Source organism: Streptomyces sp. H27-H1, from assembly GCF_026627445.1.
Classification (GTDB): Bacteria; Actinomycetota; Actinomycetes; order Streptomycetales; family Streptomycetaceae; genus Streptomyces.
Window position 1 is genome coordinate 1 of the sequence record NZ_JAPNLJ010000063.1, and the last position, 25,092, is coordinate 25,092.

Genomic DNA, 25,092 nt, shown 5'->3' on the forward strand with positions numbered 1-25,092 from the left:
CGTCAAGGGTGGCCGAAGGCCATCGCGAAGCGACGCGACCGCAGGGAGCGCCCTTGACGGGCCGTCCCACCACGGAAGGACACAAGACTCCCGGGACGCCCACCGGCACTCACGCAGCCCCCGACCAGCCCGCAGCACAAGCCGCCCATCCCCACCCCCCAAACCCGTCCAACCCCTCCCGTCCCCACACCCCCCGTCGTACGCTGGTCTGATGCGAATTCCACGGCAGGCAGCAAGAATTGTCGTCCTCAACCCCGCCGGATCCGTGTTCCTGTTCCGCGAGAACAACGTGGAAGTCGGCGTCCACTGGTTGCCGCCCGGCGGTGGCATCGATCCCGGGGAGACGCCCGAGGATTGCGTCCGGCGGGAGTTGCGGGAGGAGACGGGCTGGACGGATCTCGAGCCCGAGCGGTTGCTCTGCACCTGGGAGCACGACTTCACCCACCAGGGCATCCCCGTGCGCCAGCACGAGCACATCTACGTCACTACGGGCCCGCACCGCGATCCCGTCCCGGAGTATCCCGAAGCCCACTGGCGCTGGCTGCCCCGGCAGAACCTCGCCACCCTCGGGGAAGCGCTGTGGCCCCCGCGGCTGGCCGAGTTGCTCAACGAAGCCCCCACCGCGCCCGTGCATCTGGGATTCCTCAACTGACGACCCGATCAGCGCGGCAAGGCCCCGGACCTCCCCCGGACGAACACGAGCAGTTCGGCCGCGCCCGGGGCCCCGCAGGAATCCCCAGCCCGTTGGCGTTCGGCGTTCGGCGTTCGGCGTTCCGCGTTTGGCGTTTGGCGTTCCGCGCGAAGATCGGGAAGGGTGCGGGCATGGTCTCGATATTGCAGAACGTGGCGATCGACTGTGCGGATGCCTACGAGCTCGCTCGGTTCTGGAGCAGCGTGACCGGCCGTCCGCTGCATCCGGAGGACGGGCCGGGCGCCCTGGAGACTCAGGTGCAGCTGGCGGAGGGCCCGGTGCTGTACTTCAACCAGGTGCCCGAGGCCAAGACGGTCAAGAACCGGATCCATCTGTGCTTGCGCCCCGAGACCTCGCGCGATCAGGAAGTGGACCGGCTGTTGGGCCTGGGCGCCGCCTTTGTCGCCGACCATCGGAATCCCGATGGTTCCGGCTGGGCAGTCCTTGCCGATCCTGAAGGCAACGAGTTCTGCGTTCTGCGCAGTGAGTCCGACCGAGCGGCCATGAATACCTGACGCTCACACGCCGTCCCGGCTGGGCCCGTTCCCATGACGGCCGGTGACAAGGGCTCGCTACACGGCATGCCCCAGTCCACCAGTCCGCGACTGCGCCGCTCCCCGCCACTCACCCCGCGGCTCCGCCCGTCGCCCGCGTGTACAGCGCCGCCGCGTAGTCGTTCAGGATCGTGCTCGTCGAGACGTCGTCCGTGTCCCCGCCCGTCAGGACCCCGATGATCTTTCCGTCGCCGGCGATCCATGCGCTGCCGCTCGTGCCGACCGGGAAGTCCGCGCAGTCGAAGCGCTGTTCCGTTGCCGTCAGCCGGACCGCGCGGGACGTGCAGGTGCGCGGGACCTTGCGGTCCGCCGGGTAGCCCGTCACCGTGACCGCCTCGTCCGTGCGGCCCGTGGTGTCCAGTACGGCGGCGCCGGTGACGTCCTCGATGTTGCGGCCCGAGGCGTCGGGGGCGAGGCGGGCGAAGGCGAGGTCGTAGTCGTCGTTCGTCTCGTCGGACCAGTGGGGGTCTTCGAAGACCTCCGCGATCTTCCAGGTGCCGTACGGGGCCCGCCCGTCGGCGTACGCGGGTGCGAAGTCGGCGCCGCCTTCACCGGCCCGGCCGGCCAGTAGGCAGTGGCCGGCCGTGACGATCAGGTTCCGCCCGGGGCTGTGCACGACGGTCGCCGTGCAGAAGTGGTCGCCGGTCACCTCGCCCTCGAACAGTGTCCCGGTGAAGCCTGCATGCCCGCCCGGCACTCGGGCCGAACTCGACGGCCCGGGGGTCTGGCCGCCGGGCAGCGGTGCTTCCTTCGCGGAAGGTGCGGTGGAAGGCCCGGTGGAAGGCCCGGCGGAACGCGCAGGGGATCGCGATGGTGACGGGAGGGTGGTCGGGGGAGTCGGCGGCGTGGTCTTCGCGTGCGCGGCGGGTTTGCCGTCGTCGGCCGGTACCACCTGCGTCATGGCCGCGGACGCGCCCAGGGCCGCCACCACGCACATCACCACGGTCACCGTGGTCCCCACCGTCCGCTTGTCCACCACAGACACCCCCCCCACTGTGCCGCGGCGAAGCATGCCTTGCCCGCAGCGACCACCGCAAGCGGCGTACCGGCGGATCCCCGCCTGGCTCCGGACCGTCTAGGGCGCTTCCTGGCGCACGCCCTCGGGCGCGTCCGCCCTCACGCCCTCGGACGGCGGCGGTGCACTGCTCATCTGCCCCGGCCACGACTCCGGAGCCGGGCCGAACGCCCGGCGCCCGGCCCGTACGGCCAGTGTGGCCATGGCGGCGTTGGCGCCACCGCCGATCACCGCTCCGATGCCGAACGGTGCCACCCGGCCGAGAACGATGATGCCCTGCTTGGTCCCGTACTTCGTGATGAAGTTCGTCCCCAAGATCTTGTTGATCTGGCGCAACGTCTCGATGGGCACCTTGGCGACGACCTGTCGCCCCCAGTGCTGTCCCGTACGCTCGGCCATTTTCGTGATGGTGGCGGAGCCGGACCCCCCGAGCATGATTCCCAACACGATCGTCCGGCGGCGCTCGACCTCGTCGATGGGTACGCCGTGGACCTCGGCGATCGACAGCGCGAAGAGGGCGCTCAGCTCGAGGGACGACAGGACCTCGCCCGCCGTCAGCGCCAGTGCGACTCCCGTGCCGACGCCGGGCGCGGCCGCGGCGCCTCCCACCGCGGCGCCCGTCCCGGTCAGGGCGCTGACGTACATCCGCTCCAGAGTGCGGACCACCTCTGCCGGTGTCGCCTGCGGGTTCCGCTGGCGGGCTCGGGCGACGTTCTTGCGCACCAGCGGGCTTTGCGCGCCTATCGCCTTGTCCAGGAGGTCGAGGACTCGCTGTCCGCGTGCGGCTGGTTCCGGAACCAGCCCTTCGTAGGCGCCTGTTGCCATTCCCTGAACTCCTCGGATCGACCGTCACGTTCCCACCGAGTCTCGCACTCGACCGGTCGGGCGGACCCCGTATCAGCCGAAGGGAGGGCAGCGGCCGAACGGCGGCCCCGGGAGGGTTCCCCGGGGCCGCCGCCCATCGCCTACGGCCGGCCGGCCGCCTCGTTACGCCCCCGGCCAGAGGCCCTCCGGGGTCAGGCCCAACAAATCGATCGCGTTGCCGCGCACGATGCGGTCCACCACGTCCGGGGCCAGGTGGCCCATCTGGGACTCGCCCACCTCGCGCGACTTGGGCCACGTGGAGTCCGAGTGGGGGTAGTCGGTCTCGTAGAGGACGTTGGCGACGCCGATGGAGTCCAGGTTCTTCAGGCCGAAGGCGTCGTCGAAGAAGCAGCCGAAGACGTGTTCCGCGAAGAGCTCGGACGGCGGGCGCAGCACCTTGTCGGCGACGCCGCCCCAGCCTCGGTTCTCCTCCCAGACGACGTTCGCCCGCTCGAGGATGTACGGGATCCAGCCGATCTGGCCCTCCGCGTACATGATCTTGAGGTTCGGGAAGCGTTCGAACTTGCCGCTCATCAGCCAGTCCACCATCGAGAAGCAGCAGTTGGCGAAGGTGATGGTGGAGCCGACGGCCGGCGGGGCGTCCGCCGAGGTGGAGGGCATGCGCGAGGAGGATCCGATGTGCATGGCGATGACCGTGCCGGTCTCGTTGCACGCTTCCAGGAAGGGGTCCCACTCGTCCGTGTGGATGGAGGGGAGCCCGAGGTGGGGCGGGATCTCCGAGAAGGCGACCGCGCGGACGCCGCGGGCCGCGTTGCGGCGGACTTCGGCGGCGGCGAGGCGGGCGTCCCAGAGCGGGACGAGGGTGAGCGGGATGAGGCGGCCGGCGGCGTCGGGGCCGCACCACTCCTCCACCATCCAGTCGTTGTAGGCGCGCACGCCGAGCAGGCCCAGTTCGCGGTCCTTGGCCTCGGTGAAGGTCTGTCCGCAAAAGCGCGGGAAGGTCGGGAAGCAGAGGGCGGACTGGACGTGGTTGACGTCCATGTCGGCGAGCCGGTCGGGAACCGAGAAGGAGCCCGGGCGCATCTGCTCGTACGTGATGACTTCGAGCTTGATCTCGTCGCGGTCGTAGCCGACGGCCGTGTCGAGGCGGGTGAGGGGTCGGTGCAGGTCCTCGTACACCCACCAGTCGCCTATCGGTCCGTCGTCTCCCTTGGCCCCCATGACGGGGGCGAACTTGCCTCCGAGGAAGGTCATTTCCTTCAGGGGGGCGCGGACGACGCGGGGGCCGATGTCGTGGTACTTGGACGGGAGCCGGTCCCGCCAGACGTGAGGGGGCTCAACCGTGTGGTCGTCCACCGAGATGATCTTCGGGAAGGTCTCCATGTCCTCACGGTAGCGCCAATCTGACGAACCGTCAGCTGGTTGGGAGGGGCCGGGTTTGGGATCCGTACGGACTGGGTCCGTTACGGACTGACGTGTACGCGCGACACAGGGCAGACTGGCCCTTACACCTATGGAAGGCAGGGGGGAGACCAGATGGACGGCACACCGGCCATCCCGCACCAGCGGAACCACCCCGAGTCCGGTGACACCGCCATCGCCGCCGCCGCGGATCCCGGGGTCGAAGCGGCCAACGCCGGGCACGAGCCCGCGCCGGCCCAGCCCCCCACCGCCGCGGGCAACCGGTTCTCCGTACTCGGGCCCATCCGGGCCTGGCGCGGCGCCGAGGTGCTGAGTTCCGGGACCCCGCAGCAGCGGGCGCTGCTCGCCGTGCTGCTGCTCCGCGACGGCCGGACCGCGACCGCTCCCGAGCTCATCGACGCCATCTGGGGCGAGGACCCGCCGCAGCAGGCCCTCGCGACCATCCGTACGTACGCCTCCCGCCTGCGCAAGATCCTCGACCCCGGGCTCCTCGTCAGCGAGTCCGGCGGCTACGCGATCCACCTGCCCCGCCCCGAAGCACTCGACCTCGGCATCGCCCGCGCGCTCGCCGCCGACGCCGAGGCCGCCCGCGCCGGGCAGGGCGACCGCGCGCTCGCCCGTACGCTGCTGGGCCGCGCCCTGGACGTGTGGGACGGCGAACCGCTGGCCGGCGTACCCGGACCGCACGCCGACACCGAACGCACCCGGCTCGCCGAATGGCGCCTCCAGCTGCTGGAGACCCGCCTGGACCTGGACCTGGAGCTCGGTCACCACGCCGAGGCCGTCTCCGAGCTCACCGCGCTCACCGCCGCCCACCCCCTGCGGGAGCGGCTGCGCGAGCTGCTGATGCTCGCCCTCTACCGCAGCGGACGCCAGGCCGAGGCCCTCGCCGTCTACGCCGACACCCGCCGGCTCCTCGCCGACGAACTCGGCGTCGACCCGCGCCCCGAACTGGCCGAGCTCCAGCAGCGCATCCTGCGCGCCGACTCCGAACTCGCCCGCGCCGGAGACCCCGCACCGGCCTCCGCCCCCGCACACGTGAGGCCCGCCCAATTGCCTGCCACCGTGGCCGACTTCACCGGACGCTCCAGCTTCGTCCGGGACCTGGGCGAGATCCTCACCGGCGCCGAGAGCCAGGTCATGGCCGTCTCCGCGCTCGCCGGGATCGGCGGCGTCGGCAAGACCACCCTCGCCGTGTACGTCGCGCACGCCGCCCGCCCGCACTTCCCCGACGGACAGCTCTACGTCGACCTCCAGGGCACCGAGGCCCGCCCCGCCGAGCCCGAGGCCGTCCTCGGCTCCTTCCTGCGCGCCCTCGGCACCCCCGACACCTCCATCCCCGACTCCCCCGCCGAACGGGCCGCGCTCTACCGCTCCACCCTCGACGGCCGCCGCGTCCTGGTCGTCCTCGACAACGCCCGCGACGCGGCCCAGGTCCGCCCGCTGCTCCCGGGCACCGCGGGCTGCGCCGCCCTCGTCACCAGCCGGGTCCGCATGGCCGGCCTGGCCGGCGCGCACCTCGTCGACCTCGACGTGATGAGCCCCGACGAGGCCCTCCAGCTGTTCACCCGGATCGTCGGGGCCGAGCGGGTGGGCGCCGAACGGCAGGCCGCCCTCGACGTGGTCGGCGCCTGCGGGTTCCTGCCGCTGGCCATCCGCATCGCCGCCTCCCGGCTCGCCGCCCGCCGCACCTGGACCGTCTCCGTCCTCGCCGCCAAACTCGCCGACGAGCGCCGCCGCCTGGACGAGCTCCAGGCCGGCGACCTCGCCGTCAAGGCCACGTTCGAGCTGGGCTACGGCCAGTTGGAGCCCGCCCAGCAGCGCGCGTTCCGCCTCCTGGGGCTGCCCGACGGACCGGACATCTCCCTCGCGGCCGCAGCGGCCGTACTCGACCGGCCGGAGCACGACACCGAGGACCTGCTCGAGGCTTTAGTCGACTGCTCCCTCCTCGAATCGGCCGCGCCCGGCCGGTACCGCTTCCACGACCTCGTACGCCTCTACGCGCGTGCATGCGCCGAGCGCGACGAGCAGCCGCCGAGCGAGCGCGACGCCACCCTCGACCGGCTCCTCGACTTCTACCTGGCCACCGCCGCCGGCGTGTACGGCCTGGAGCGGCCCGGCGACCGGCTCGTCGCCCACCTGTCGGCCACCCGCTACCCCGGTCTGGTCTTCACCGAGCCGCGTTCCGCCCAGGACTGGCTGTACGCCGAGGCCGACCCGCTGCTCGCGTGCGTACGGCAGGCCGCCGCGCGCCCGCCCGGGCCGGACGGCGCATCCGACGTGCTGCGCCGGGCCGTTGACCTGCTGTGGGCGGCCAAGGACCTCGCCGAGTCGGGCGCCAACTCCAAGCAGTACGAGTCGGCCGCCGCCGCACTGCGGGACGCCGCGCAGGCCACGAAGGACCCGTACGCCGAGGGCCGCGCCCGTACCACCCTGACCAACACCCATCTGGTCGCGGGCCGCTTCGCCGAGGCCGATGACGAGGCCCGCCAGGCGACGCTGCTCGCCCGCGCCGCCGGCGACGTACTGCCCAGCTGCTGGGCCCCCAACGACCGGGGCATCATCGCCATCTACGAGGGCCGCTACGACGACGGCGAGAGGCACCTGCTGGAGGCCATCGCAAACTTCCGGGCCGACGCCAACTACGTCGGCGAGGCCAGCGCCCTGTGCAACCTCTCCCGCATCCACGTGGAGCAGGACCGGCTCACCAGCGCCATCGAACTCGCCCAGCAGGGCATCGCCATCTACGACCGGATGGGACTCACCCTGCGCCTGGCCAACGGCCGCTACGCGCTGGGCATCGCCCTCACCCAGGCCGACCGGCTCTCCGAGGCGCACTCCCAGCTCAGCAAGGCGCTCACGCTGTTCCACGAGAACCGGCAGCCGTTGTGGGAGGGCGTGACGCACTTCCGCCTCGCCAAGGTCCACTTGGCCGCGCGCCGGCCGACGCTGGCCGCTTCGCACGCCGAGCAGGCCATCGCCCTGCGGGGGATCGGCGGCGAGTGGAACCGTGCCAGGGTGCTGACCGTGCTGGGCAGGGCGCTGCGACAACTGGGGCAACGCGACCGGGCGCGGGTGTGCTGGCGGGACGCCGAGGTGGTGTTCACGCAGCTGGGGTCACAGGAACTGACCGAGGTACGGGCCCTGCTGGCGGCGGAGATCGCCGCCTGAGCCCCACTGAACGAGGCGTTCATCGTTCGTTTATCGCCGCCCACCAGAATGGGGTTCATCGACCCGACGTGCCGGGGGGGGAGCCGGGTCGGCTGGAGGACCACCCGTTCGGCGATCCTCGGGGGAATCGCCGAACGGGTCCTACCCACCATCAGGAGATTCGATGACGACGAACGAGAACGTCCTGCCGACCGACGCTGCCACCGAACCGCTCGACGATCACACGTCGGATGTCGACATCAAGCCGCTGGACAATCACGCGGCGGGCGTGGAGATCAAACCGCTCGACAACCACGCCGCGGATGAGGACATCGTGACGATGGACAACCACGCGGCCGGTCCCGGCCTGTAGGTCGGGGGCAGGTCTCACAGACGCGTACGGCCCGGGAACACGGGGGAAACGGGGGCCCGGGCCGTACCGCAGGACGTACCACGGGGGACCGGGGGTCACGGGGGACCAACGGGGTGCACGGGGGAACGGCGGCCGCGGTGGCCAGGAGGGGGACCACCGCGGCCGCCGCACGTGCGTGTGCGTGGGTGTGGGCGCGTGGGTGGGCGCGGGCATGGGCGGGACGGTCAGTTGACTCCGCCGAGCTGGAGCAGCCGCTGCACGCCCCGCCCGGCCTCCAGCAGCGCCGGCGAGAGCCGCTCCAGCTCCGCCCGTGTGCCGAGGAAGGTGGCGGCGGTCAGACCGATTCCGCCCACCGGCACGCCCGCACGGTCGAAGACCGGCACGGCCAGGCAGCGCATCGAGGGCTCGTACTCCTCCTCGTCGACGGCGTAGCCGCGCACCCGGACCGTCCGCAGTTCGTCCGTCAGGCGCTCACGGTCGGTGAGGGTCCGCCGGGTCAGGGCGGGCATCCCGGTGGCGCGCAGGACGGACTCGACCTCTTCGGGCGGCAGGTGTGCCAGGACGGCCTTGCCGATCGCGGTGGCGTGCAGGGGGATCCGCATGCCGACGCGCGAGGTGGTGCGGTAGGGCTGGGTGCTCTCGACCTTGCGGATGCAGGTGAGGGCGTGGCCGCTGCGCAGTGCCAGGTGGACGGCCTGGCCGGTGCACTTCTGAAGGAATTCGAGCAGCTCGACGATGCCTTCGGGCCGGTCGGTGGAGACCTCGGCGGCCAGGGTGCGCAGGCGCAGGCCGACTCCGTAGCGGCCCTCGCCGTCGGTGACGGCGTAGCCCTGCTCCACGAGGGAGACCAGGATCCGGTAGGTGCTGGACTTGGGGACCCCGGCGGCGGCAGACAGCTCCGCGAGCCGGTGCGGCCCGCCGAACACGGTCAGCGCCTCCGTGATGCGCAGGGTCTTCTCCAGAGCGCTGCCGGCCGTGGAGCTCCGGCCCACGCGCGGTCCCGGCACCTCGCCCAGTATGGCGTTGACCACGAAATCCCCAAGGGTTGGCAAAATGGATCGATTCACCCTACGTCACCGGATGCCCGTTTTGCCCTGGGCCGAAGGACCCGAAATGCCAGGCACAGGAGCCCTCGCTCACTAGGCTGACCGTGTGTTCACTTCCCAGGGCCCGACCCTCCGCGAACTGGCCGTACAGGCCCTGTCCTCCATCGAGCGGGGCTACGACCTGCTGGCCCCCAAGTTCGACCGGACGCCCTTCCGCACCCCCGACCGGATGCTCGACGCGGTCGAGGAGACGCTCGCCCGCCACGAGGGCACCTTCGACACCGGGCTCGACGTGTGCTGCGGCACCGGCGCGGGGCTCGGCATGCTGCAGCGGCTCTGCCGGGGCCGGGTGACCGGCGTTGACCTGAGCTCGGGCATGCTGGCCGAGGCCGGACTCGCCCACCCCGAGAAGCGGGTGGACCTCCTACGGGCAGACGCGCGGGCCCTGCCGGCCGCGCTCGACAACTCTTACGATGTGGCGGTCAGCTTCGGCGCCTTCGGCCACTTCCTCCCGGCCGAACGCCCCGCCGTCTTCTCCGGGGTGCACGCGGCGCTGCGGCCCGGCGGGGTGTTCGCCTTCCCCATCGGCGCACCCATCCCGCCGAGCCGCCCCGCCTGGTGGGCCCTGGCCGGCTTCGACGCGGCGATGCGCGTACGCAACGCCGTCTGGCGCCCGCCGTTCGTCATGTACTACCGCACCTTCCCCTTCGGCCCGGTCCGCACGGACCTCCGCGCCGCCGGCTTCACGGTGGAGACCCTCCCCCTGCACCACTTCGGCCGCCGCCCGGACGGAACGCCCAGCTGGCGGCTGGTGGTGGCGCGGCGGGGGGCGGAGGCGCCCCGCTAGGACTGCCAGGCGTAGCGGACGTCCGGCTCGTGCTCCTCGTTGCGCAGTCCGTCGGTGTACTCGACCGCCAGGAAACCGTGCCGCTCGTAGAACCGTCGGGCCGGGCGGTTGACCTGGAACGTCCACAGTCCCAGTCCGTCGGGCCGCAGCTGCTTGGCCAACTCCACGAACCGGTCGCCCACACCCCGGCCGCGCCACGACGGATCGAGGTAGAGCTGCTCGAGCTCGTCACCGTCGAGGACCAGGAGCCCGATCACAGAGCCCGCGGCGACGGCCACCCAGGTCTCGTACCGCACCACGACCACGTGGGAGAACCAGCCCCGCACCTCGTCGTCACCGTGCGCGCGACGCACGGTCGGCAGGGCCGCGGTGAAGGAACGCAGCCAGACATCGGCTATGGCGGCCGCATCGGAGGCATCCGCACGCCGGAACACGAGATCAGCACTGTTCACAGCGCGCGACTCTCGCAGACGAGCGATCCTGACGCATCCTGATTTCTCCACCGGACCTCCGCCCGCCCGCCCGCCGTCACTTCCCGGGCTTGCGTTCCTCCGGCAGGCGGCCGATGTCGGAGACCGGGCCGAGGTGGGCGAGCTTGTCGGGGTTGGACACCGCGTGGATCGCCCGGACCGCGCCGTCGACCACGTCGAGCTCGACCGCGCTGGCCACCCGGCCCTCGGCATCGACGATCAGGGCACCCGGGCGGCCGTTGATCAGGGCCGGGCGCAGTGAGGCACCGAGGGAGCGGAGCCGGCGGAGTCCGCCGATGAGCAACTGTCCGACGCGCAGCGGGTCGGTGACCGACTTCGCGACCGCCCGTGCCTTGCCGCCGCCGTCCCCGTGCCAGACGACGTCGGGCGCGAGCATGGTGAGCAGCGCGTCCATCTCACCGCCCGCCGCGGCCTCGAAGAACGTACGGGCGAGCTCCTCGCCCTCCGCCCGTCGGGCCGGGGGCGGGGCGACGTCGGCCGCCTGCCCTCCGGTGGCGATGCGCTTCCTGGCGCGGGCGAAGATCTGACGGCAGTTCGCCTCGGACTTGCCGGTGCTCCGGGCCACCTCCGGGTAGTCGTACCCGAACACCTCGCGGAGCATGAACACCGCCCGCTCCACCGGCGACAGCGCTTCCAGCAGGACGAGGAAGGCCATCGAGAGGGAGTCGGCCAGTTCGGCGTGTTCGGCCGGTCCCGGCCGGTCGGTGGTCACGACGACGGGCTCGGGCAGCCATTCCCCCACGTACGTCTCCCGCCGCACGCGCGCCGAACTCAGGTGGTTGATCCCGAGCCGCGTCACCGAGGTGGTCAGGTACGCCTTCGGGGCGGCTATCTCGGTCCCTGCCTGGTGGGCCTTGGTGAGCCCGAGGAACGCGTCCTGGACGATGTCCTCCGAGTCACCCACGGACCCGGTCATTCCGTAGGCGATGGAGAACAGCAGCGGCCGGTACCCCACCGCGTCCGCCACATCTCCCGTACCCGTCACATCCGTTGATTCCCGCACGGAACCCCTCCCCCGACTCGTGCACGACGTCCGCAGGCTATCCGAGCCACCCACCTTGTCGATCTTGATCGGCTCCCTGTGGCGTGGCTCACACCGCCCTCCTGTCACAGGGCGCGGGGGTGCCCTGTCTTAGAGGGACAACAGCACAGACGAACAGCGAACCACCGACAACGACAAAGGAATCCACCATGACCGCTCGCCTGAACCTCTTCGCCAACCCGGTCGCGCTCAAGGCGTGGAAGCACATCATCGCCGCGAGCAAGGTGCTCGGGGAGTCGACCCTGCCGGCCTCGACCCGCGAGCTGGTGATGCTCCGCGCCAGCCAGATCAACGGCTGCGCCGGATGCGTCGACATGCACACCAAGGAGGCCACGGCCGCCGGTGAGACCGTGGTACGCCTCCACCTGGTCGCGGCTTGGCGGGAAGCCACGGTGTTCACCGACGCCGAGCGCGCCGCCCTGGAACTGACCGAGGACGCCACCCGCATCGCCGACGCGGCCGGCGGCGTCAGCGACGCGGTCTGGGCGAACGCCACCAAGCACTTCGACGAGGACCAGCTCGCCGCCCTGGTGACCCAGATCGCCGTCATCAACGCCTTCAACCGCGGCAACGTCATCGTCCAGACCCCCGCCGGCGACTACCAGCCCGGCCAGCACTGACCCCCGCCCCAACGCCGATCCCCACCCCAGCCCCGCAACCCCACAAGGACCGACCCCATGAACATCGCGCTGTGGATCGTCACCGGACTGCTCGCCGTCGCCTACCTGCTCGGCGGCGCGTTCAAGGCGTTCACACCGAAGGAGAAAATGGCCGCCAGCGGCGCCGGCGCGAAGTGGGTCGAGGACTTCGACGCCCGGAGCGTGAAGGCCATCGGAGCCGTGGAGATGCTGGCCGCGGCGGGGCTGGTCCTCCCCGCCGTACTCGACATCGCCCCGGTTTTGGTCCCCCTGGCCGCGCTCGGCCTGGTTCTGCTCATGTTGGGTGCGACGCTCGTCCGGCTCCGCCGCCACGAGACCACGTACGTGGTGGTGGACCTGGCCTACGTCCTGCTGGCCGCCTTCGTGGCCTGGGGTCGCTTCGGCCCCGAATCCTTCACCGGCTGACCGGCCGGAGCGCCCTGCTCCTCTAGTCAGACCCCACCCCTGGTGCGTAAGGTTCGTTAGGCTAGATCACCTATTACCATTCAAGGGGCGCGCGGCGATGCGGGACACCGGGATCAGTGAACTCGTACGGATGTGGATCGACGGCTGGGTCGTCTCGCGCGGCGGCTCGGACCCGATCGGCGAGCCGTGGGGGTGGACGATCGACGTCGGACAGTCCAAGCACGTCGCCCGGCACGTGCTGCCGGAGCCCTCCGAGGCCGACGTGCGCAAGATCGTCGCGGCGACGAGCGCGTCCGGGACGTGGCTGAAGCTGTTCGCCGAGGACGAGGCCGTCCTGCCCTGGGTCGGGCATGGCTGGCGGAGCGACGTTCCCGGCTTCCTGATGACCTGCCCCCTGACACCCGAGGGCCCCGAGACGCCGGCCGGTTACACGCTCACCAGTTGGACCCGCGGCGGCGTCACCCGCGTACTGGTCCGCACGCGCGCCGGGCACTTCGCCGCCCGTGGACAGATCGCCCACGCAGGTGCCCATGCCGTGGTCGACCAGGTCGAGACCGCCGCCGAGCACCGGCGCAAGGGCCTCGGCGGCCTGGTGATGCGCGCCCTGCAGAGCACCGCGTACGAGGCCGGGGCAAGGACCGGAGTCCTGGTCGGCACGCCCGACGGCCGGGCGCTCTACTCCTCGCTGGGCTGGACCATGCGCTCCCCGATGGCGAGCCTCTGGTACGAGCCGTCGGATGCCGCGCGGTGAGCCGACAAGGCGCCACCGACCCGCCCGACTTGGGCGCAGGAGTGTCGTTTCTCCCGGGTCGCGGACGGACGCGTCGCGGTGGGGCTCGATCCTTTTTTTAGCCCAAGAAATATGCGAAAGCACCCTTTGCCAGACCCCTCCAGCCTCCCCCTGCGGAGCTGGTCACCCACACGGGTGAATCGGGCAACTCGCCTTGAATCGGAGGTGGTTGTCTGGCATATGCTCGGCCCCGACAAGACGTCAGACATGAAGACGGCCCCCGTCGGGACTACGAATCCCGAACGAGGGCCTGACCAACTAGGAAGCAGCAACTTCCCTATGGCTTCGGTGCACTTTACCTCGCCCGCGCGCTCGACATACGGGGTTCGACACTCCAACATCCGGCTCACCGGACGGTTCACCGTCGTGAGCAACGACCTGATCCAGCACCCCGAGATGTCGGCGGTCGCCCGGATCCTCGGGATCTACATCCAGTCGCTGCCCAACGGCACCCCGATCGGCATCAAGGACCTGGTCAGGCGGCTTCCGCTCGGGGAGACCGCCATCGCCAAGGGGCTCCGGGAGCTGGTCCTGTTCGGGTACCTGGAACGCTCCCTGGAAAACCTGCCCGGCGGGCGGATCGTCACCCATACGGTGTCCCACAATCACCCCCGGGCGGCGGCCGTCACGTCGCCTCGCGGCGGGAGTGGCCCTGCGGAACCCGTGGAACCCGTGGAACCTGAGGAGCCTGAGCAGCAAGCGGCTCCCGAGGCGGTCGTGGAGCCAGCGGAGGCCGCGGAGCCCCCGGTGGCGGTGAGTCCGCCGGTTGTGGTGCCGCCGGTTCCCGCCGCGGACGCTTCGGCCACGATGCCTCCTGACGACCCGCGCGCACCGGGGCCCCGGGAAGAACCGCAGCCGCAGCCCGCGCCGGTCGTGAGCCGGCTGCCCGTGCCGCGGGAGCCTGACGACCCCTGGCGGCGGCGGGTGGCGCGGGACGTGCTGGTCGGGCTGCGGCGGATCGAGCCCCGGCTGCTGCTCGGGGAGCGGGACATCCGGTACCTCGTGGGCGGGGTCGAGGCCTGGCTCGAGCGCGGGGCGGACGCGGACGCGGTGGTCGCCGTGCTCGTGGCGAACCCGCCGAGTCCGCTGCGCAACCCGGCCGGGCTGATCGCCCACCGGCTGGCGGCGCAGCTGCCGCCGCCGCTCGCGCCGCTGCCGCGTGCCCCCGCCTTCGTACCGCCGGATCCCCTGCAGAACTGCGACAAGTGCGACCGGGCCTTCCGGGCCCCCGCCCCCGGCCGGTGCAAGGAGTGCGTCAGCGGATGCGGAGCTCCCGCTTGAGGACCTTGCCGCTCGCGTTGCGCGGGAGTTCGGCGACGAACTCCACCTCGCGCGGGACCTTGTAGTTGGCCATCTCGCGGCGCGACCAGGCGATCAGGTCGTCGGCCGTGACGACCGCGCCCGGGCGGCGGACCGCGTACGCCTTGCCGACTTCACCGAGGCGCGGATCGGGGATGCCGACCACGGCCACGTCGGCTATGTCGGGGTGCAGGCCGAGGAGTTGCTCGATCTCGGCGGGATAGGCGTTGAACCCGCCGACGATGAACATGTCCTTGATCCGGTCGGTGATGCGCAGGTTCCCGGCGGCGTCGAGCACCCCGACGTCCCCGGTGCGCAGCCAGCCCTCGGGGGTGATGGCCTCGGCGGTTTCGGCCGGGTCCTCGAAGTAGCCCCGCATGACGTTGTGGCCGCGTACCCACACCTCGCCGGCCCCTCCCGTGGGCTGCGGCAGTCCGTCCGGCCCGGCGATGCGCACCTCCGTCCCGGGGATGGCCCGGCCCGAGGTGGCCGCGATGGTCTCCGCCGGGTCGCCCCGTCGGCACATGGTGACGATGCCGCTGGCCTCGGATAGCCCGTACGCGGTGAGGACGGTGCCGATGCGCAGCTCGCCGCGGAGCCGTTCGACGAGCTGGAGCGGGACCACGGCGGCGCCGGTGACGACCAGGCGCAGGGCGGAGAGGTCGTGGTGGTCGCGCTGGGGGTGGTCGAGGAGGGACTGGTGCAGGGTGGGCGGCCCGGGGAGTACGGAGATCCGCTCGGCGGCGATGTTGGCGAGGACGGTGTCCACGTTGAAGACGGGCTGGGGGACCATCGTGGCCCCGCGCATCAGGCAGGCGATGACGCCGGCCTTGTAGCCGAAGGTGTGGAAGAAGGGGTTCACGATCAGGTAGCGGTCGCCCTCGCGCAGTCCGGCGAGCTCGCTCCACACCTCGTAGCAGCGCAGGGACTGGGCGTGGGTGATGACCGCACCCTTGGGGCTGCCGGTGGTGCCGGAGGTGAAGATGATGTCCGAGGGGGCGGTGGCGGGGACCGCCGCCGTACGGGCGGCCACCGCCTCGGCGGATACCTGGTCGCCGCCGGCCAGGAACTCCTTCCAGGTGCGGAAGGAGTCCGGGGCGTCCTCGGAGAGCACGACGACCTGTTCCAGGTGGGGAAGGCCGGGCAGCGGCCCGGAGCCCTCGCCGTCGGCGGCGGCGCGGCGCAGGGAGGCGACGTAGGAGGTGCCGAGGAAGGTGCCGGTGACGAAGAGGAGGCGGGCGCGGCTGCGGTGGAGGACGTAGGCGGCCTCGGAGCCCTTGAAGCGGGTGTTGAGGGGGACGAGGACGGCTCCCGCGGAGACGGCGCCGAGGGCGGAGACGATCCATTCGAGGGTGTTGGGCGCCCAGACGGCGACCCGGTCCCCCGGCTCGACCCCGGCGGCCATGCAGGCCGCCGCGGCGCGTTCGACGCGTTCGCCGAGCTGCGCGTAGTCGATGCGGACCCGGCCGTCGACCACGGCCTCGCGGCCGGCGAAGCGGGCGGCGGCGTCGCGCACCAGGCCGCCGATGGAGGTCCAGAGGAGATCGGCCCGGCCGTCCTCGGGCCGGCCCCCGTCCTCGGCCCGGCCCGCGCCCGCACCGGTGCCCGCACCGGTGCCCGCGTCCGCTCCGGCACCCGCGCCCGCACCCACGCCCGCACCCTCGGCTACCTCCACGTGCCCGCCCTCGTCCGCGTCCATCGTCCGCCCCTCCCTGCGTTGCCGGCACCGCTAGCTGACTATCCGTCAGATTAGCTGTAGCCTTCGCGGCTGTCAGTACTGGTGCATACCCGGAGGTGGCGATGGCGGCAACGCTCAAGGACGCTACGGCGATAGTCGGCATCGGGCAGACCGCCTTTGCCAAACAACTGCCGCAGTCCGAAAAGGAACTGGCCTGCCGGGCCATACTGGCGGCGCTCGCCGACGCCGGCATCGACCCCTCCGAGGTCGACGCCTTCTCCTCCTACACGATGGAGGAGACCGACGAGGTCGAGGTCGCCAAGGCCATCGGCGCCGGCGACGTCACCTTCTTCTCCAAGATCGGCTACGGCGGAGGCGGCTCCTGCGCCACCGTCGGCCACCTCGCGGCCGCCGTGGCCACCGGGCAGGCCAACGTCGGCGTCGCCTGGCGCTCGCGCAAACGCGGCTCCGGCCCCCGCCCCTGGAAGAACACCGCCGTCCAGCTCCCCACCCCCGGCCAGTGGACGCGCCCCTTCGGCCTGCTGCGCCCCGCCGACGAGATCGGCATGCTGGCCCGCCGCTACATGCACGAGTACGGCGCCACCCGCGACCACCTCTTCAACGTCGCGATGGCCTGCCGCAACCGGGCCAACGAGAACCCGGCCGCGATGATGTACGAGCGCCCGCTGACCCGCGAGATGTACATGACCGCCCGCATGATCAGCGAACCGCTCTGCCTCTTCGACAACTGCCTCGAGACGGACGGGGCGTTGGCCTGCGTCATCGTCAGCGCCGAACGCGCCCGTGACTGCCGCCAAAAGCCCGTCTACGTCCACTCCGTCGCCCAGGGCCTGCCCTCCCAGCACCACGGCATGGTCAACTACTGGAACGACGACCCCCTGTCCGGCCCCGCCTGGACCGCTGCCCGACACCTGTGGAAGCAGGCCGACTTCGGGCCCCAGGACGTGGACGTAGCCCAGATCTACGACGCTTTCACCCCCCTGATCCCGCTCTCCCTGGAGGGCTACGGCTTCTGCGGACGCGGCGAAGGCGCCTCCTTCACCGAGGGCGGCGCCCTGGAGATCGGCGGCAGGCTCCCCATCAACACCGGCGGCGGCGGCCTCAGCGAGGCATACGTCCACGGCTTCAACCTGATCAACGAGGGTGTCAAGCAGCTGCGCGGCATCTCCACCGCCCAGGTGCCCGACGCCGCGACCTGCCTGGTGACGGCGGGCGAGGGTGTCCCCACGTCCGCCATCCTGCTGCGAGCCTGAGGAGCTGGAGACCATGACCACCACCGCTTCGGACGAACTCCTCCTCCCCGTCCCCGACGAGGACGGAGCCCCCTTCTGGGAGTACGCCGCCCAAGGCGAACTCCGCGTCCAGGCCTGCGCGGCCCCCGACTGCGGCAAACTCCGCTTCCCGCCCCGCCCCTGCTGCCCGCACTGCCGGTCCTTCGACTCCGAATGGCGCCTGATGAGCGGCCGGGGCCGGATCTGGTCGTACGTGCGGCCGCACCCGCCGCTGCTGCCCGCGTACGCGGCGCAGGCCCCGTACAACGTGATCCTCGTGGAGCTGGCCGACGCCCCGCAGATCCGCCTCGTCGGGAACCTCGTCACCGCCGCCGACGCCCCGCTGGACTCCATGGACCCGGCGCGGCTGCGGATCGGCGCGCGGGTCCAGGTGGTGTTCACGGAGATCGGCGGGATCGCCGTGCCGCGCTGGGTGCTGGAGAAATCATGACGGCCGCCTCCCCGGCCCCGGGCCTGCGCGTGGAGCGGGACAAGGCCACCGGGGTCGCGGTCGTCACCCTGGACCGGGAGCGCAAGCACAACGCGATCGACCTGGGCACGGCGGCCGAACTGGCCCGGGTGTGGCGGGAGTTCCGCTACGAGGACGAGGTACGGGCGATCGTGCTGACGGGTGCCGGCCGGGCGGCCTTCTGTACCGGCATCGACAGGAACGCCGAGGTGCCGCAGCCCTCCTCGCCGTATTCGGTGGACGACCCGCTCGTCTCCATCGGCCCGAAGGCGAACGACCTGTGGAAACCGGTGGTCGCCGCCGTCAACGGCATGGCCTGCGGCGGGGCGTTCTACCTGCTGGGCGAGTCGGAGTTCATCATCTCCTCCGCGTCCGCGACGTACTTCGACCCGCACACCAGCTACGGCATGGTCAGCGCCTACGAGGCGATCTACATGGCGCAGCGCATGCCCTTCGGCGAGGCCGCCCGGATGTCCCTGATGGGCACGGCAGAACGGCTCTCCGCGCGGCGGGCGTACGAGATCGGCCTGGTCTCGGAGCTGGCGGAGCCCGAGGCACTGCTCCCGGCGGCCCTTCGGGCGGCCGAAACCCTGGCCGGCTTCCCGACGGAGGCCGTGCAGGGCACCGTACGGTCCCTGTGGGCGGCGAAGCAGGCCGCACTGCAACAGGCCCTGGCGCAGGCTCCCGGGCTGGTGGCCCTGGGGAACCTGCCGCCGGAGCGGCAGGCGGAGCTCTTCGCGGGGCGCCGCGGGGCGGGGCCGGAGCCGCGGGTGCGGTGAGGGCCGCAGGCGCGGGCGTAGGGGGAAGCGCGGAATCCCGCGGTTCCCCGTACAACCATTGGACCGGCTGGGCAGTCCCCTGTTCACGGCCAAGAGGGGCTCTGTCACCACGCCGGGGGCCGCCGACGGGAACGGCCACTTCGAGGCCGAGTTCCCGGTCACGCACACCGATTTCATCAAGGCCCCTGACAGCAACCAGGTGGAGTTCAGCCTCACGACCGAGCGGAACGGCCGCTCGGACAGCGAGGGCGTGACGGTCCCCGTGGCGCCCGTGGAAGCGCTCGTCGATCTGGACTCCCCCACCGTGACCGGCGCCTACGGCACACGGGCCACGCTCAGCGGTACGGCCACCTGGAAGTCCGCCGACGGCCAGTGGAAGCCCGTACCGACCAGGATGCCGATCGGCGCGGCGGGCTGGACGAACGGCCTCACGGACGCCGCGGGCCGGTTCACCCTGTCCACGCAGCTCCGCGGGGACGGCGTCCCGACCGTCAAACCCCTTTCGGTCTGGTTCGGTTCCAAGACGACCGTGAAGGTGGACACCACGGCGGGCGCGTTCTTCCACACCTTCGCGGCCTCGGTCGGCGCGGACAAGTCCGTTGAGGTGTCGGGCAATTTCTGGCGCGGCGAGATCCCGGCGGGGACCACGTCACTCAAGGTCGACATCCAGACCTCGGCGGACGGCAAGACCGGCTGGACCACCCGCAAGAGCTTCGACGTCCCCACCACGCCAGGCGCGAACACCATCGCGCCGATCAAGCAGAGCACGCCCTACCCGGGCCCCGGCTACGTACGGCTCCGGTACGCCGGCACCCCGGCGATCCACGGCGCCGTCACCCCCGCCGTCAAGATCGCCCGCACCATGACGGCCCTCCCGCGGTTCGACGCCGCCCCCGAGCCCGTCACGAAGGGCAAGCCGATCACGGTCACCGGCACCCTCGACCACGCCGACCCCACCTGGAAGCCCTTCGCCGGCCAGAGCGTCCACTACTACTTCCGTCCGGCCGGAACCACGGCCTGGAAGGTCATGGGTTACTCCAAGACCGCCGCCGACGGCACCTTCACCAAATCCTTCACCGCCACCCAGAGCGGCGACTGGTCCGCCCGCTACGAACTCGCCGACGCCACCCACTTCATCGCCGCGAGCCGCGTCGACGGGGTCGTTGTCACCCCGTAACCGCGTAGCGCCGAAACGCCATGGCCCAACGATCCGCGGTTCAGCGGGTCTTCCTCGTGGACTTGGGCTTCGGCTTGCTCGTCTTCCTTCCGTCCGGGAGATCGGCGGAGGAGCCGGAGGACGTCGAGGTCGGCGTCGGGGACGGGCGGGTCTCGATCGTGCCGATGACGCAGCGCTGGACCTGCGCAGCCTTGTCCGCGCTCGTCATCGGCAGGTCGACCGTCCGGCTCTCGCCCGCCTTGAGAGCGAGGTCGACGGAGCCGGAATCGACCCGCCCGGCCGCTCCTTCGAAGACCAGGGGCACGCGGAAGGTGTACGCGGCGGCCGAGTCCGAGGTGACCTTGACCGTGGCCTTCGCCACGCCCGGGCCGGCGCAGGTGACGACCTCGGCATGCGCGGGCGGGCGGGTCGCGGTGGGAGTGGGCGTGGCCGAAGCCGCGGAGCCTCCGCTCCCGCCGGTGCTGCTGCCGTAGCTGTAGCTCTTCTTCTTCGACTTGCTCTTGGAGCTGGAACAGCCGCCCCCGCCACTGCTCTTGCTCTTGCCGCTGCTGCCGCCCGTGGACGAGAACCCCGTCAACGCGAGCACCACACCCAGCAGTACCGCCGTGAGCCTGATCCGACGTCCTGTGACCGCCATGGCCACTCCTTCCCCGTGGAAACAACGGCGGCACGCTATCAAGGGCCGACCGCCCGGAGTCGTACAGCCTTTCGGCGGCGGACATCCAAGAGGCGTTCCGTACCACCGTGGTCAAGCAGAGGGCTGCGACCGTCCTCTGTAACCGGGCACCTGTAACCGGGCACCTGTAACCGGGCACCGAGACGGTGGGAGCGGACGGCCGCTTCGAGCCCCGTAACCCCCACCCCGTACCGCAGGGCTCCGGGTGCGGTGCGCTGCGGGCGGGCGTAGCGTCGTGACCGAGATCCAGACCCACTCCCCCGGAGGGCCGGGCATGATCCGCAACGTACTCGGCTCGCTCATGGGCCTGATCGGAGCGACGGCCGCCGTCTGGAGCCCCTTCCGTGCCTGGTACGACGGCCGTCACGGGCGTGACTACCGCATCGAGGAGCTCTTCACCGCGGCCGGGATCACCGACGACAAGGCCGCCCTGCTGGGCTCGATCCTGCTGCCGTTCCTCTTCGCCGCCCTGCTCACGCTGCTCGCGATCGTGCTGCGCTCACGGCTGCTCATGGCCTTCGCCGGAGTCGTCGTCCTCGGCTTCGCCGTGCTGTGGATGGTCCGCCAGGGCCAGGCCGCGGGCAGTCTCTCGGTCGGCGGTGACGGACTCGGGCTCGGCGACGGCCTCGCCAACGCCTTCGGCGCGGGCGCCCTGCTCATCCTCGCGGCGGCCGTGATGAGCGGCCGGCCCCGCCGCCGTGACCGGGCCGCTCCGGCTCCGGACCGTGGCCCGGAGCCGTTCGATGAGCCGGTCAGGGACCCGGCTCAGCCCCCGGCCCCCTCCGCCTGGCCGCCGCCGCCGCCGCAGGACCACTCGTAGGACGGCTCGTAGGACCACGCCCAGGACCGTCCCGGACCCGGACATGACGGCGGCCCCGTCCCCCGTGAGGGGGCGGGGCCGGCCAGCCGTTGCGGGCGGGGTGGGGATCAGGCCTCGACGACGCCGGAAGCCGCGATCTTGATGCTGCTCTTGGTGGAGCCGGAGGGGCTGCCGAGCTTCTCGATCGAGTCGACGATCTCCTGGCCCTCGACGACCTCGCCGAAGACGACGTGCTTGCCGTCGAGCCACGGGGTGAGGACGGTGGTGACGAAGAACTGCGAGCCGTTGGTGTTGCGGCCGGCGTTCGCCATCGACAGGAGGTACTTGCGGTCGTGCTTGAGGGTGAAGTTCTCGTCGGCGAACTTCTCGCCGTAGATGCTCTTGCCACCCGTGCCGTTGTGGTTGGTGAAGTCACCGCCCTGCAGCATGAACTGCGGGATGACGCGGTGGAAGCCGGAGCCGGCGTAGCCGTAGCCGTTCTGGCCGGTGCACAGCTCGCGGAAGTTCCGGGCGGTGTCCGGGACGACCTCGTCGAAGAGGCTGAAGACGATGCGGCCGGCGGGGTTGCCGTCGATGGTGATGTCGAAGAATACGTTGCTCATGGGGTCCATCCTGTCACTCCTGGTGCGGTGCGCGCCCCCGAGGGGGCCGCGACGCGGCCCCCTGACGGCTCAGCCCCAGCTCAGCCCGGCTCAGGTGCCCGTACGGGTCCCCGTGCCCTTGGCGGCATCCAGGGCGTACACGCAGCGGTCCTTGCTGCACGCGTAGACCACGCCCGCCTCGGCCACCGGGGCTCCGGTGATCTCCCCGCCGGTGGCCAGCTTCCAGCGGAGCTGGCCGCCCGCCGCGTCGAGGGTGTACAGGCAGTGGTCGGCCGAACCGAAGTGGACGCGGCCGGCCGCGACCGCCGGGGAACCGGTGATCTCGCCGCCCGCCGCGAACCGCCACTTCGGGGTGCCGGTGATCGCGTCGAGCGTGTACACGGCGCTGCCCGCGGCCAGGTGGACGTTGCCCGCGGCGACGACGACCGGGTCGGCTGACTGCCGGGACTCGGTGGCGATGCGCCAGCGGTCCTTTCCGGTGGCCGCGTCCAGGGCGTAGACGGTGCCCAGATAGTCGGCGAGGTAGACGCCGCCGCCCGTGACGGCCGCGCCGGGGGCGAAGGCCGGGGGCGCGAGGAACACGGCAGGGGCCTCGAAGTGCCAGCGGACCCGGCCGGAGGCCCGGTCGATGGAGATCACCCGGGTGCCGGCGGCGACATAGACGTTGCCGTCGGGGGCGGGCGTGATCCGTACGGGCACGTTCCCGCAGGAGGCGGCGTCGCCGACCGGGTACGACCAGGACTCGCGGCCGGAGCGGGCGTCCAGGGCGCGCAGCCGGGCGTCCTGCCACACGTAGGCCGTGCCGTCGTGCAGGACGGGGGCCGCCTCGACGGTCTCGAAGTCGCTCTGAGCGCCGGACAGCTCCCACAGCTTGTGCCCGCTGGAGGACTCCCAGGCCTGTACGCCGCCGCCGCGCGTGGCGGTGACGACGGTGCCCCGGTCCGCGCGCAGGGCGTACACCCAGGCGTCGGTGGACAGCCGCCAGCGCTCGGAGCCGTCGGTGGCGTCGAGGGCGTAGAGGGAGGGGCCGTCGGAGGCGTGGATGCGCCCGTCGGAGACGGCCATGGACCAGGCGACGTCGCGGGTCTTGAACTGGCGGCGGCCGCTGGCCACGTCCAGGGCGTGCACCTCGAAGGAGGTGACGTACAGCAGGTCGCCGGCGACGGTCGGGGTGCCCCAGACCTCGTTCGACATCCGGAAGCGCCAGGGCCGCCAGCGGCCGCTGTCGGGGGCCGGGCCGGGGCCGGGTACGGAGGCCACCGGCGCGGGAGCGGCCACCGAACCGCCGGGCGGGCGGATCCAGCCGGTCGCCGAGTCCGCGGCGACGGCGTGGGCGGCGGGCGCCGAGGTGGAGGCCTGCGGTCCGGGGCCGATCGGCACCGGGGAGCCGCCGAGCCGCACGGGCACGCCGGAAGGCGCCATCGGGGGGTGCTCGGGCCGCTGCGGGACGGCCTGGCCGGTCCGCGGGTCGCTCCAGGGGTCGGCTCCGCCGCGCTGGCGGCGGTGCGTGGCGGGCCCGGAGGCGGGTCCGGAACCGTGGCCGGAGCCGTGGCCGGAGCCGTGGCCCGGGGCGCGGGCGGGCGCGGAGCCGCCCGGCCGTCCGGAGCCGGCCGGCTTCGGCACGGCGGCCGCCGCGGCCGCCGCGGCGGCGTTGCGGTGGCCGGCCCGCCGGGCCTCGATCATCGCGACGGCGTGCTCGGGCAGCCACGCCGAGGCGGTACCGCTCTCGTCGCCGCCCTCGAAGAGGTGCGGGGCGAGCTGCGCCTGCAGATCGGCCGGTGTCGGCCGCTGCGTGGCGTCCATCGTCATACAGGCGTCGATCAGGGGGCGGAGCTCGTCCGGGAGCCCCTCCAGGTTGGGGCCCTCGCGCAGCAGCATGAAGACCGTCTCCACCGGGTTCGCCCCGTGGTACGGCGGGTGCCCGGTGGCGGCGAAGACCAGCGTGGAGCCGAGCGAGAAGACGTCGCTGGCGCCCTTGACGCTGCGCGAGTCCTTGGCCTGCTCGGGCGACATGTAGGCGGGGGTGCCGACGGCGACGTTCGTCATGGTCAGGCGGGTGTTGGAGACCCCGCTGGCGATGCCGAAGTCGATCACGCGCGGGCCGTCCTCGACGACGAGCACGTTGGACGGCTTCAGGTCGCGGTGGACCAGGCCCGCCCCGTGGATGGACTGCAGCGCCTCGGCGATGCCGGCCGCGAGCCACCGTACGGCCTGGGCTGGCATGGGCCCGCACTCGTGGACGATCTCCTCCAGGGAGGGCGCCGGTACGTACGCGGTGGCCAGCCACGGCACGGCCGCGCGCGGGTCGGCGTCGACGACGGCCGCGGTGTAGAAGCCGGAGACGGCGCGCGCAGCCTCCACCTCACGGGTGAAGCGGACGCGGAACAGCTGGTCCTCGGCGAGTTCGGTGCGCACCGTCTTGATGGCGACCCGGCGTCCGGACGCCGACCGGGCGAGATAGACCAGCCCCATGCCGCCGGCTCCGAGCCGTCCCAGCACCTCGAAAGGGCCGATCCGTCTCGGGTCGTGCTGCGTCAGCTGCTCCACCACTCGCCTCCACACCCATCCCCGTACGGGCTCCCTCGAGGGCCCGCTCTTCCGACAAGCACTCCACCGGCCAGAACCGGCCAACGTGGGTCCCTGCCCCGTGCAGCGTCTCACTCCCGGCCAGGGGCCGGGACGCGCACCCCCGATTCTGTCAGGCCCGCGCCCGGTCCGGCCCCGGCACGGCGGGCGGCTCCGCACGGGCGGCGGGAAAGGTGCACGGGAAGAGGTGAAAGGTGAAAGGCGTACAACCCGTGGGGGATGTCGAGGGTCTAGTAACGGACGGCAAGACGAATTGGACGACGCGCAAAACGTTCGTCACGGGGACTGCGGAAAGTTCGAGCAGACCCTGCCGGGCGAGGCGGACGGCTACTGGCGGCTCCGGTACGCCGGAGGGACGCCGACGGCAAGCACTTCAACGCCGAGAGCCGCCAGGACGACCTCGC

At 72.0% G+C, this 25,092-nt stretch carries 24 protein-coding genes; 14 read left to right on the forward strand and 10 right to left on the reverse strand.

Annotated elements, in window-relative coordinates:
• The first annotated feature begins 211 nt into the window (after positions 1 to 211).
• Positions 212 to 652: an NUDIX hydrolase gene (locus OTB20_RS37265; protein ID WP_267824376.1), complete on the forward strand. Its 441-nt coding sequence runs from the start codon at positions 212 to 214 to the stop codon at positions 650 to 652.
• A 170-nt stretch (positions 653 to 822) separates the two neighbouring features.
• Positions 823 to 1,206 carry a VOC family protein gene (locus tag OTB20_RS37270; RefSeq protein WP_267824377.1) on the forward strand — a complete coding sequence of 128 codons (384 nt, stop codon included), beginning with the start codon at positions 823 to 825 and terminating at the stop codon, positions 1,204 to 1,206.
• Between the two features lie 109 nt (positions 1,207 to 1,315).
• On the opposite strand, the gene OTB20_RS37275 is transcribed toward OTB20_RS37270, so the two are convergent.
• The 3 genes from OTB20_RS37275 to OTB20_RS37285 form a co-directional block, all read right to left on the reverse strand.
• On the reverse strand, positions 1,316 to 2,230 hold the full coding sequence (locus tag OTB20_RS37275; protein ID WP_267824378.1) for a trypsin-like serine peptidase: 915 nt from the start codon (positions 2,228 to 2,230) through the stop codon (positions 1,316 to 1,318).
• A gap of 90 nt (positions 2,231 to 2,320) precedes the next feature.
• A complete protein-coding gene (locus OTB20_RS37280; RefSeq protein ID WP_267824379.1) occupies positions 2,321 to 3,085 on the reverse strand; it encodes a hypothetical protein in 765 nt (254 codons plus the stop codon).
• Positions 3,086 to 3,247: 162 nt separating this feature from the next.
• Complete coding sequence (locus tag OTB20_RS37285) at positions 3,248 to 4,468, reverse strand: amidohydrolase family protein (RefSeq protein ID WP_267758282.1); 1,221 nt, start codon at positions 4,466 to 4,468, stop codon at positions 3,248 to 3,250.
• A gap of 153 nt (positions 4,469 to 4,621) precedes the next feature.
• Here OTB20_RS37285 and OTB20_RS37290 point away from each other — a divergent pair, with 153 nt between their 5' ends.
• Positions 4,622 to 7,678 (forward strand): AfsR/SARP family transcriptional regulator, encoded by a 3,057-nt coding sequence (locus tag OTB20_RS37290; RefSeq protein ID WP_267824380.1) that lies wholly within the window; start codon positions 4,622 to 4,624, stop codon positions 7,676 to 7,678.
• Positions 7,679 to 7,841: 163 nt separating this feature from the next.
• Positions 7,842 to 8,030, forward strand: a complete 189-nt coding sequence (locus OTB20_RS37295) for a hypothetical protein (protein ID WP_267824381.1) — start codon at positions 7,842 to 7,844, stop codon at positions 8,028 to 8,030.
• A gap of 224 nt (positions 8,031 to 8,254) precedes the next feature.
• On the opposite strand, the gene OTB20_RS37300 is transcribed toward OTB20_RS37295, so the two are convergent.
• Complete coding sequence (locus tag OTB20_RS37300; RefSeq protein ID WP_267824382.1) at positions 8,255 to 9,061, reverse strand: IclR family transcriptional regulator; 807 nt, start codon at positions 9,059 to 9,061, stop codon at positions 8,255 to 8,257.
• 121 nt (positions 9,062 to 9,182) lie between these two features.
• Between OTB20_RS37300 and OTB20_RS37305 the strand changes: the two genes are divergently transcribed.
• A complete protein-coding gene (locus OTB20_RS37305; protein ID WP_267824383.1) occupies positions 9,183 to 9,923 on the forward strand; it encodes a class I SAM-dependent methyltransferase in 741 nt (246 codons plus the stop codon).
• On the opposite strand, the gene OTB20_RS37310 is transcribed toward OTB20_RS37305, so the two are convergent.
• A complete protein-coding gene (locus OTB20_RS37310; protein WP_267824384.1) occupies positions 9,920 to 10,375 on the reverse strand; it encodes a GNAT family N-acetyltransferase in 456 nt (151 codons plus the stop codon). The two genes, OTB20_RS37305 and OTB20_RS37310, sit on opposite strands and share 4 nt — an antisense overlap.
• A 76-nt stretch (positions 10,376 to 10,451) precedes the next feature.
• Positions 10,452 to 11,417 (reverse strand): RNA polymerase sigma factor SigJ, encoded by a 966-nt coding sequence (sigJ, locus tag OTB20_RS37315; RefSeq protein ID WP_267824385.1) that lies wholly within the window; start codon positions 11,415 to 11,417, stop codon positions 10,452 to 10,454.
• Between the two features lie 188 nt (positions 11,418 to 11,605).
• On the opposite strand from sigJ, the gene OTB20_RS37320 reads away from it, so the two are divergent.
• The 4 genes from OTB20_RS37320 to OTB20_RS37335 all read left to right on the forward strand — a co-directional run bounded on the left by OTB20_RS37320 (position 11,606) and on the right by OTB20_RS37335 (position 14,591).
• A complete protein-coding gene (locus OTB20_RS37320) occupies positions 11,606 to 12,076 on the forward strand; it encodes a carboxymuconolactone decarboxylase family protein (RefSeq protein ID WP_267824386.1) in 471 nt (156 codons plus the stop codon).
• Between the two features lie 57 nt (positions 12,077 to 12,133).
• On the forward strand, positions 12,134 to 12,520 hold the full coding sequence (locus tag OTB20_RS37325; protein ID WP_267824387.1) for a DoxX family protein: 387 nt from the start codon (positions 12,134 to 12,136) through the stop codon (positions 12,518 to 12,520).
• Between the two features lie 97 nt (positions 12,521 to 12,617).
• A complete protein-coding gene (locus tag OTB20_RS37330) occupies positions 12,618 to 13,271 on the forward strand; it encodes a GNAT family N-acetyltransferase (protein WP_267824388.1) in 654 nt (217 codons plus the stop codon).
• 405 nt (positions 13,272 to 13,676) lie between these two features.
• The gene (locus OTB20_RS37335; protein WP_267824389.1) at positions 13,677 to 14,591 is read left to right on the forward strand and encodes a helix-turn-helix domain-containing protein; all 915 of its coding nucleotides are present in this window, start codon (positions 13,677 to 13,679) and stop codon (positions 14,589 to 14,591) included.
• On the opposite strand, the gene OTB20_RS37340 is transcribed toward OTB20_RS37335, so the two are convergent.
• On the reverse strand, positions 14,566 to 16,308 hold the full coding sequence (locus tag OTB20_RS37340; RefSeq protein ID WP_267824390.1) for a FadD3 family acyl-CoA ligase: 1,743 nt from the start codon (positions 16,306 to 16,308) through the stop codon (positions 14,566 to 14,568). The genes OTB20_RS37335 and OTB20_RS37340 overlap by 26 nt on opposite strands.
• Positions 16,309 to 16,409: 101 nt before the next feature.
• On the opposite strand from OTB20_RS37340, the gene OTB20_RS37345 reads away from it, so the two are divergent.
• Genes OTB20_RS37345 through OTB20_RS37360 form a run of 4 tightly spaced genes read left to right on the forward strand, consistent with a single transcriptional unit; the run spans position 16,410 to position 20,004 of the window.
• The gene (locus OTB20_RS37345; protein ID WP_267758295.1) at positions 16,410 to 17,561 is read left to right on the forward strand and encodes a lipid-transfer protein; all 1,152 of its coding nucleotides are present in this window, start codon (positions 16,410 to 16,412) and stop codon (positions 17,559 to 17,561) included.
• Positions 17,562 to 17,574: 13 nt separating this feature from the next.
• On the forward strand, positions 17,575 to 18,030 hold the full coding sequence (locus tag OTB20_RS37350) for a Zn-ribbon domain-containing OB-fold protein (protein WP_267824391.1): 456 nt from the start codon (positions 17,575 to 17,577) through the stop codon (positions 18,028 to 18,030).
• Positions 18,027 to 18,827 carry an enoyl-CoA hydratase/isomerase family protein gene (locus OTB20_RS37355; protein WP_267824392.1) on the forward strand — a complete coding sequence of 267 codons (801 nt, stop codon included), beginning with the start codon at positions 18,027 to 18,029 and terminating at the stop codon, positions 18,825 to 18,827. The genes OTB20_RS37350 and OTB20_RS37355 overlap by 4 nt, the downstream gene beginning before the upstream one ends.
• Before the next feature lie 58 nt (positions 18,828 to 18,885).
• A complete protein-coding gene (locus tag OTB20_RS37360; protein ID WP_267824393.1) occupies positions 18,886 to 20,004 on the forward strand; it encodes a hypothetical protein in 1,119 nt (372 codons plus the stop codon).
• A 40-nt stretch (positions 20,005 to 20,044) separates the two neighbouring features.
• Here the strand turns inward: OTB20_RS37360 and OTB20_RS37365 are convergent, their stop codons facing one another.
• On the reverse strand, positions 20,045 to 20,641 hold the full coding sequence (locus OTB20_RS37365) for a hypothetical protein (RefSeq protein ID WP_267824394.1): 597 nt from the start codon (positions 20,639 to 20,641) through the stop codon (positions 20,045 to 20,047).
• Between the two features lie 274 nt (positions 20,642 to 20,915).
• On the opposite strand from OTB20_RS37365, the gene OTB20_RS37370 reads away from it, so the two are divergent.
• Entirely contained in the window at positions 20,916 to 21,500 is a 585-nt protein-coding gene (locus OTB20_RS37370; RefSeq protein WP_324290465.1) for a hypothetical protein, read from the forward strand.
• Positions 21,501 to 21,607: 107 nt separating this feature from the next.
• Here the strand turns inward: OTB20_RS37370 and OTB20_RS37375 are convergent, their stop codons facing one another.
• Both OTB20_RS37375 and OTB20_RS37380 read right to left on the reverse strand, forming a co-directional pair.
• On the reverse strand, positions 21,608 to 22,102 hold the full coding sequence (locus OTB20_RS37375) for a peptidylprolyl isomerase (RefSeq protein WP_267824395.1): 495 nt from the start codon (positions 22,100 to 22,102) through the stop codon (positions 21,608 to 21,610).
• A 90-nt stretch (positions 22,103 to 22,192) separates the two neighbouring features.
• Positions 22,193 to 24,652 (reverse strand): PQQ-binding-like beta-propeller repeat protein, encoded by a 2,460-nt coding sequence (locus tag OTB20_RS37380; protein WP_267824396.1) that lies wholly within the window; start codon positions 24,650 to 24,652, stop codon positions 22,193 to 22,195.
• Positions 24,653 to 25,092 lie beyond the last annotated feature (440 nt).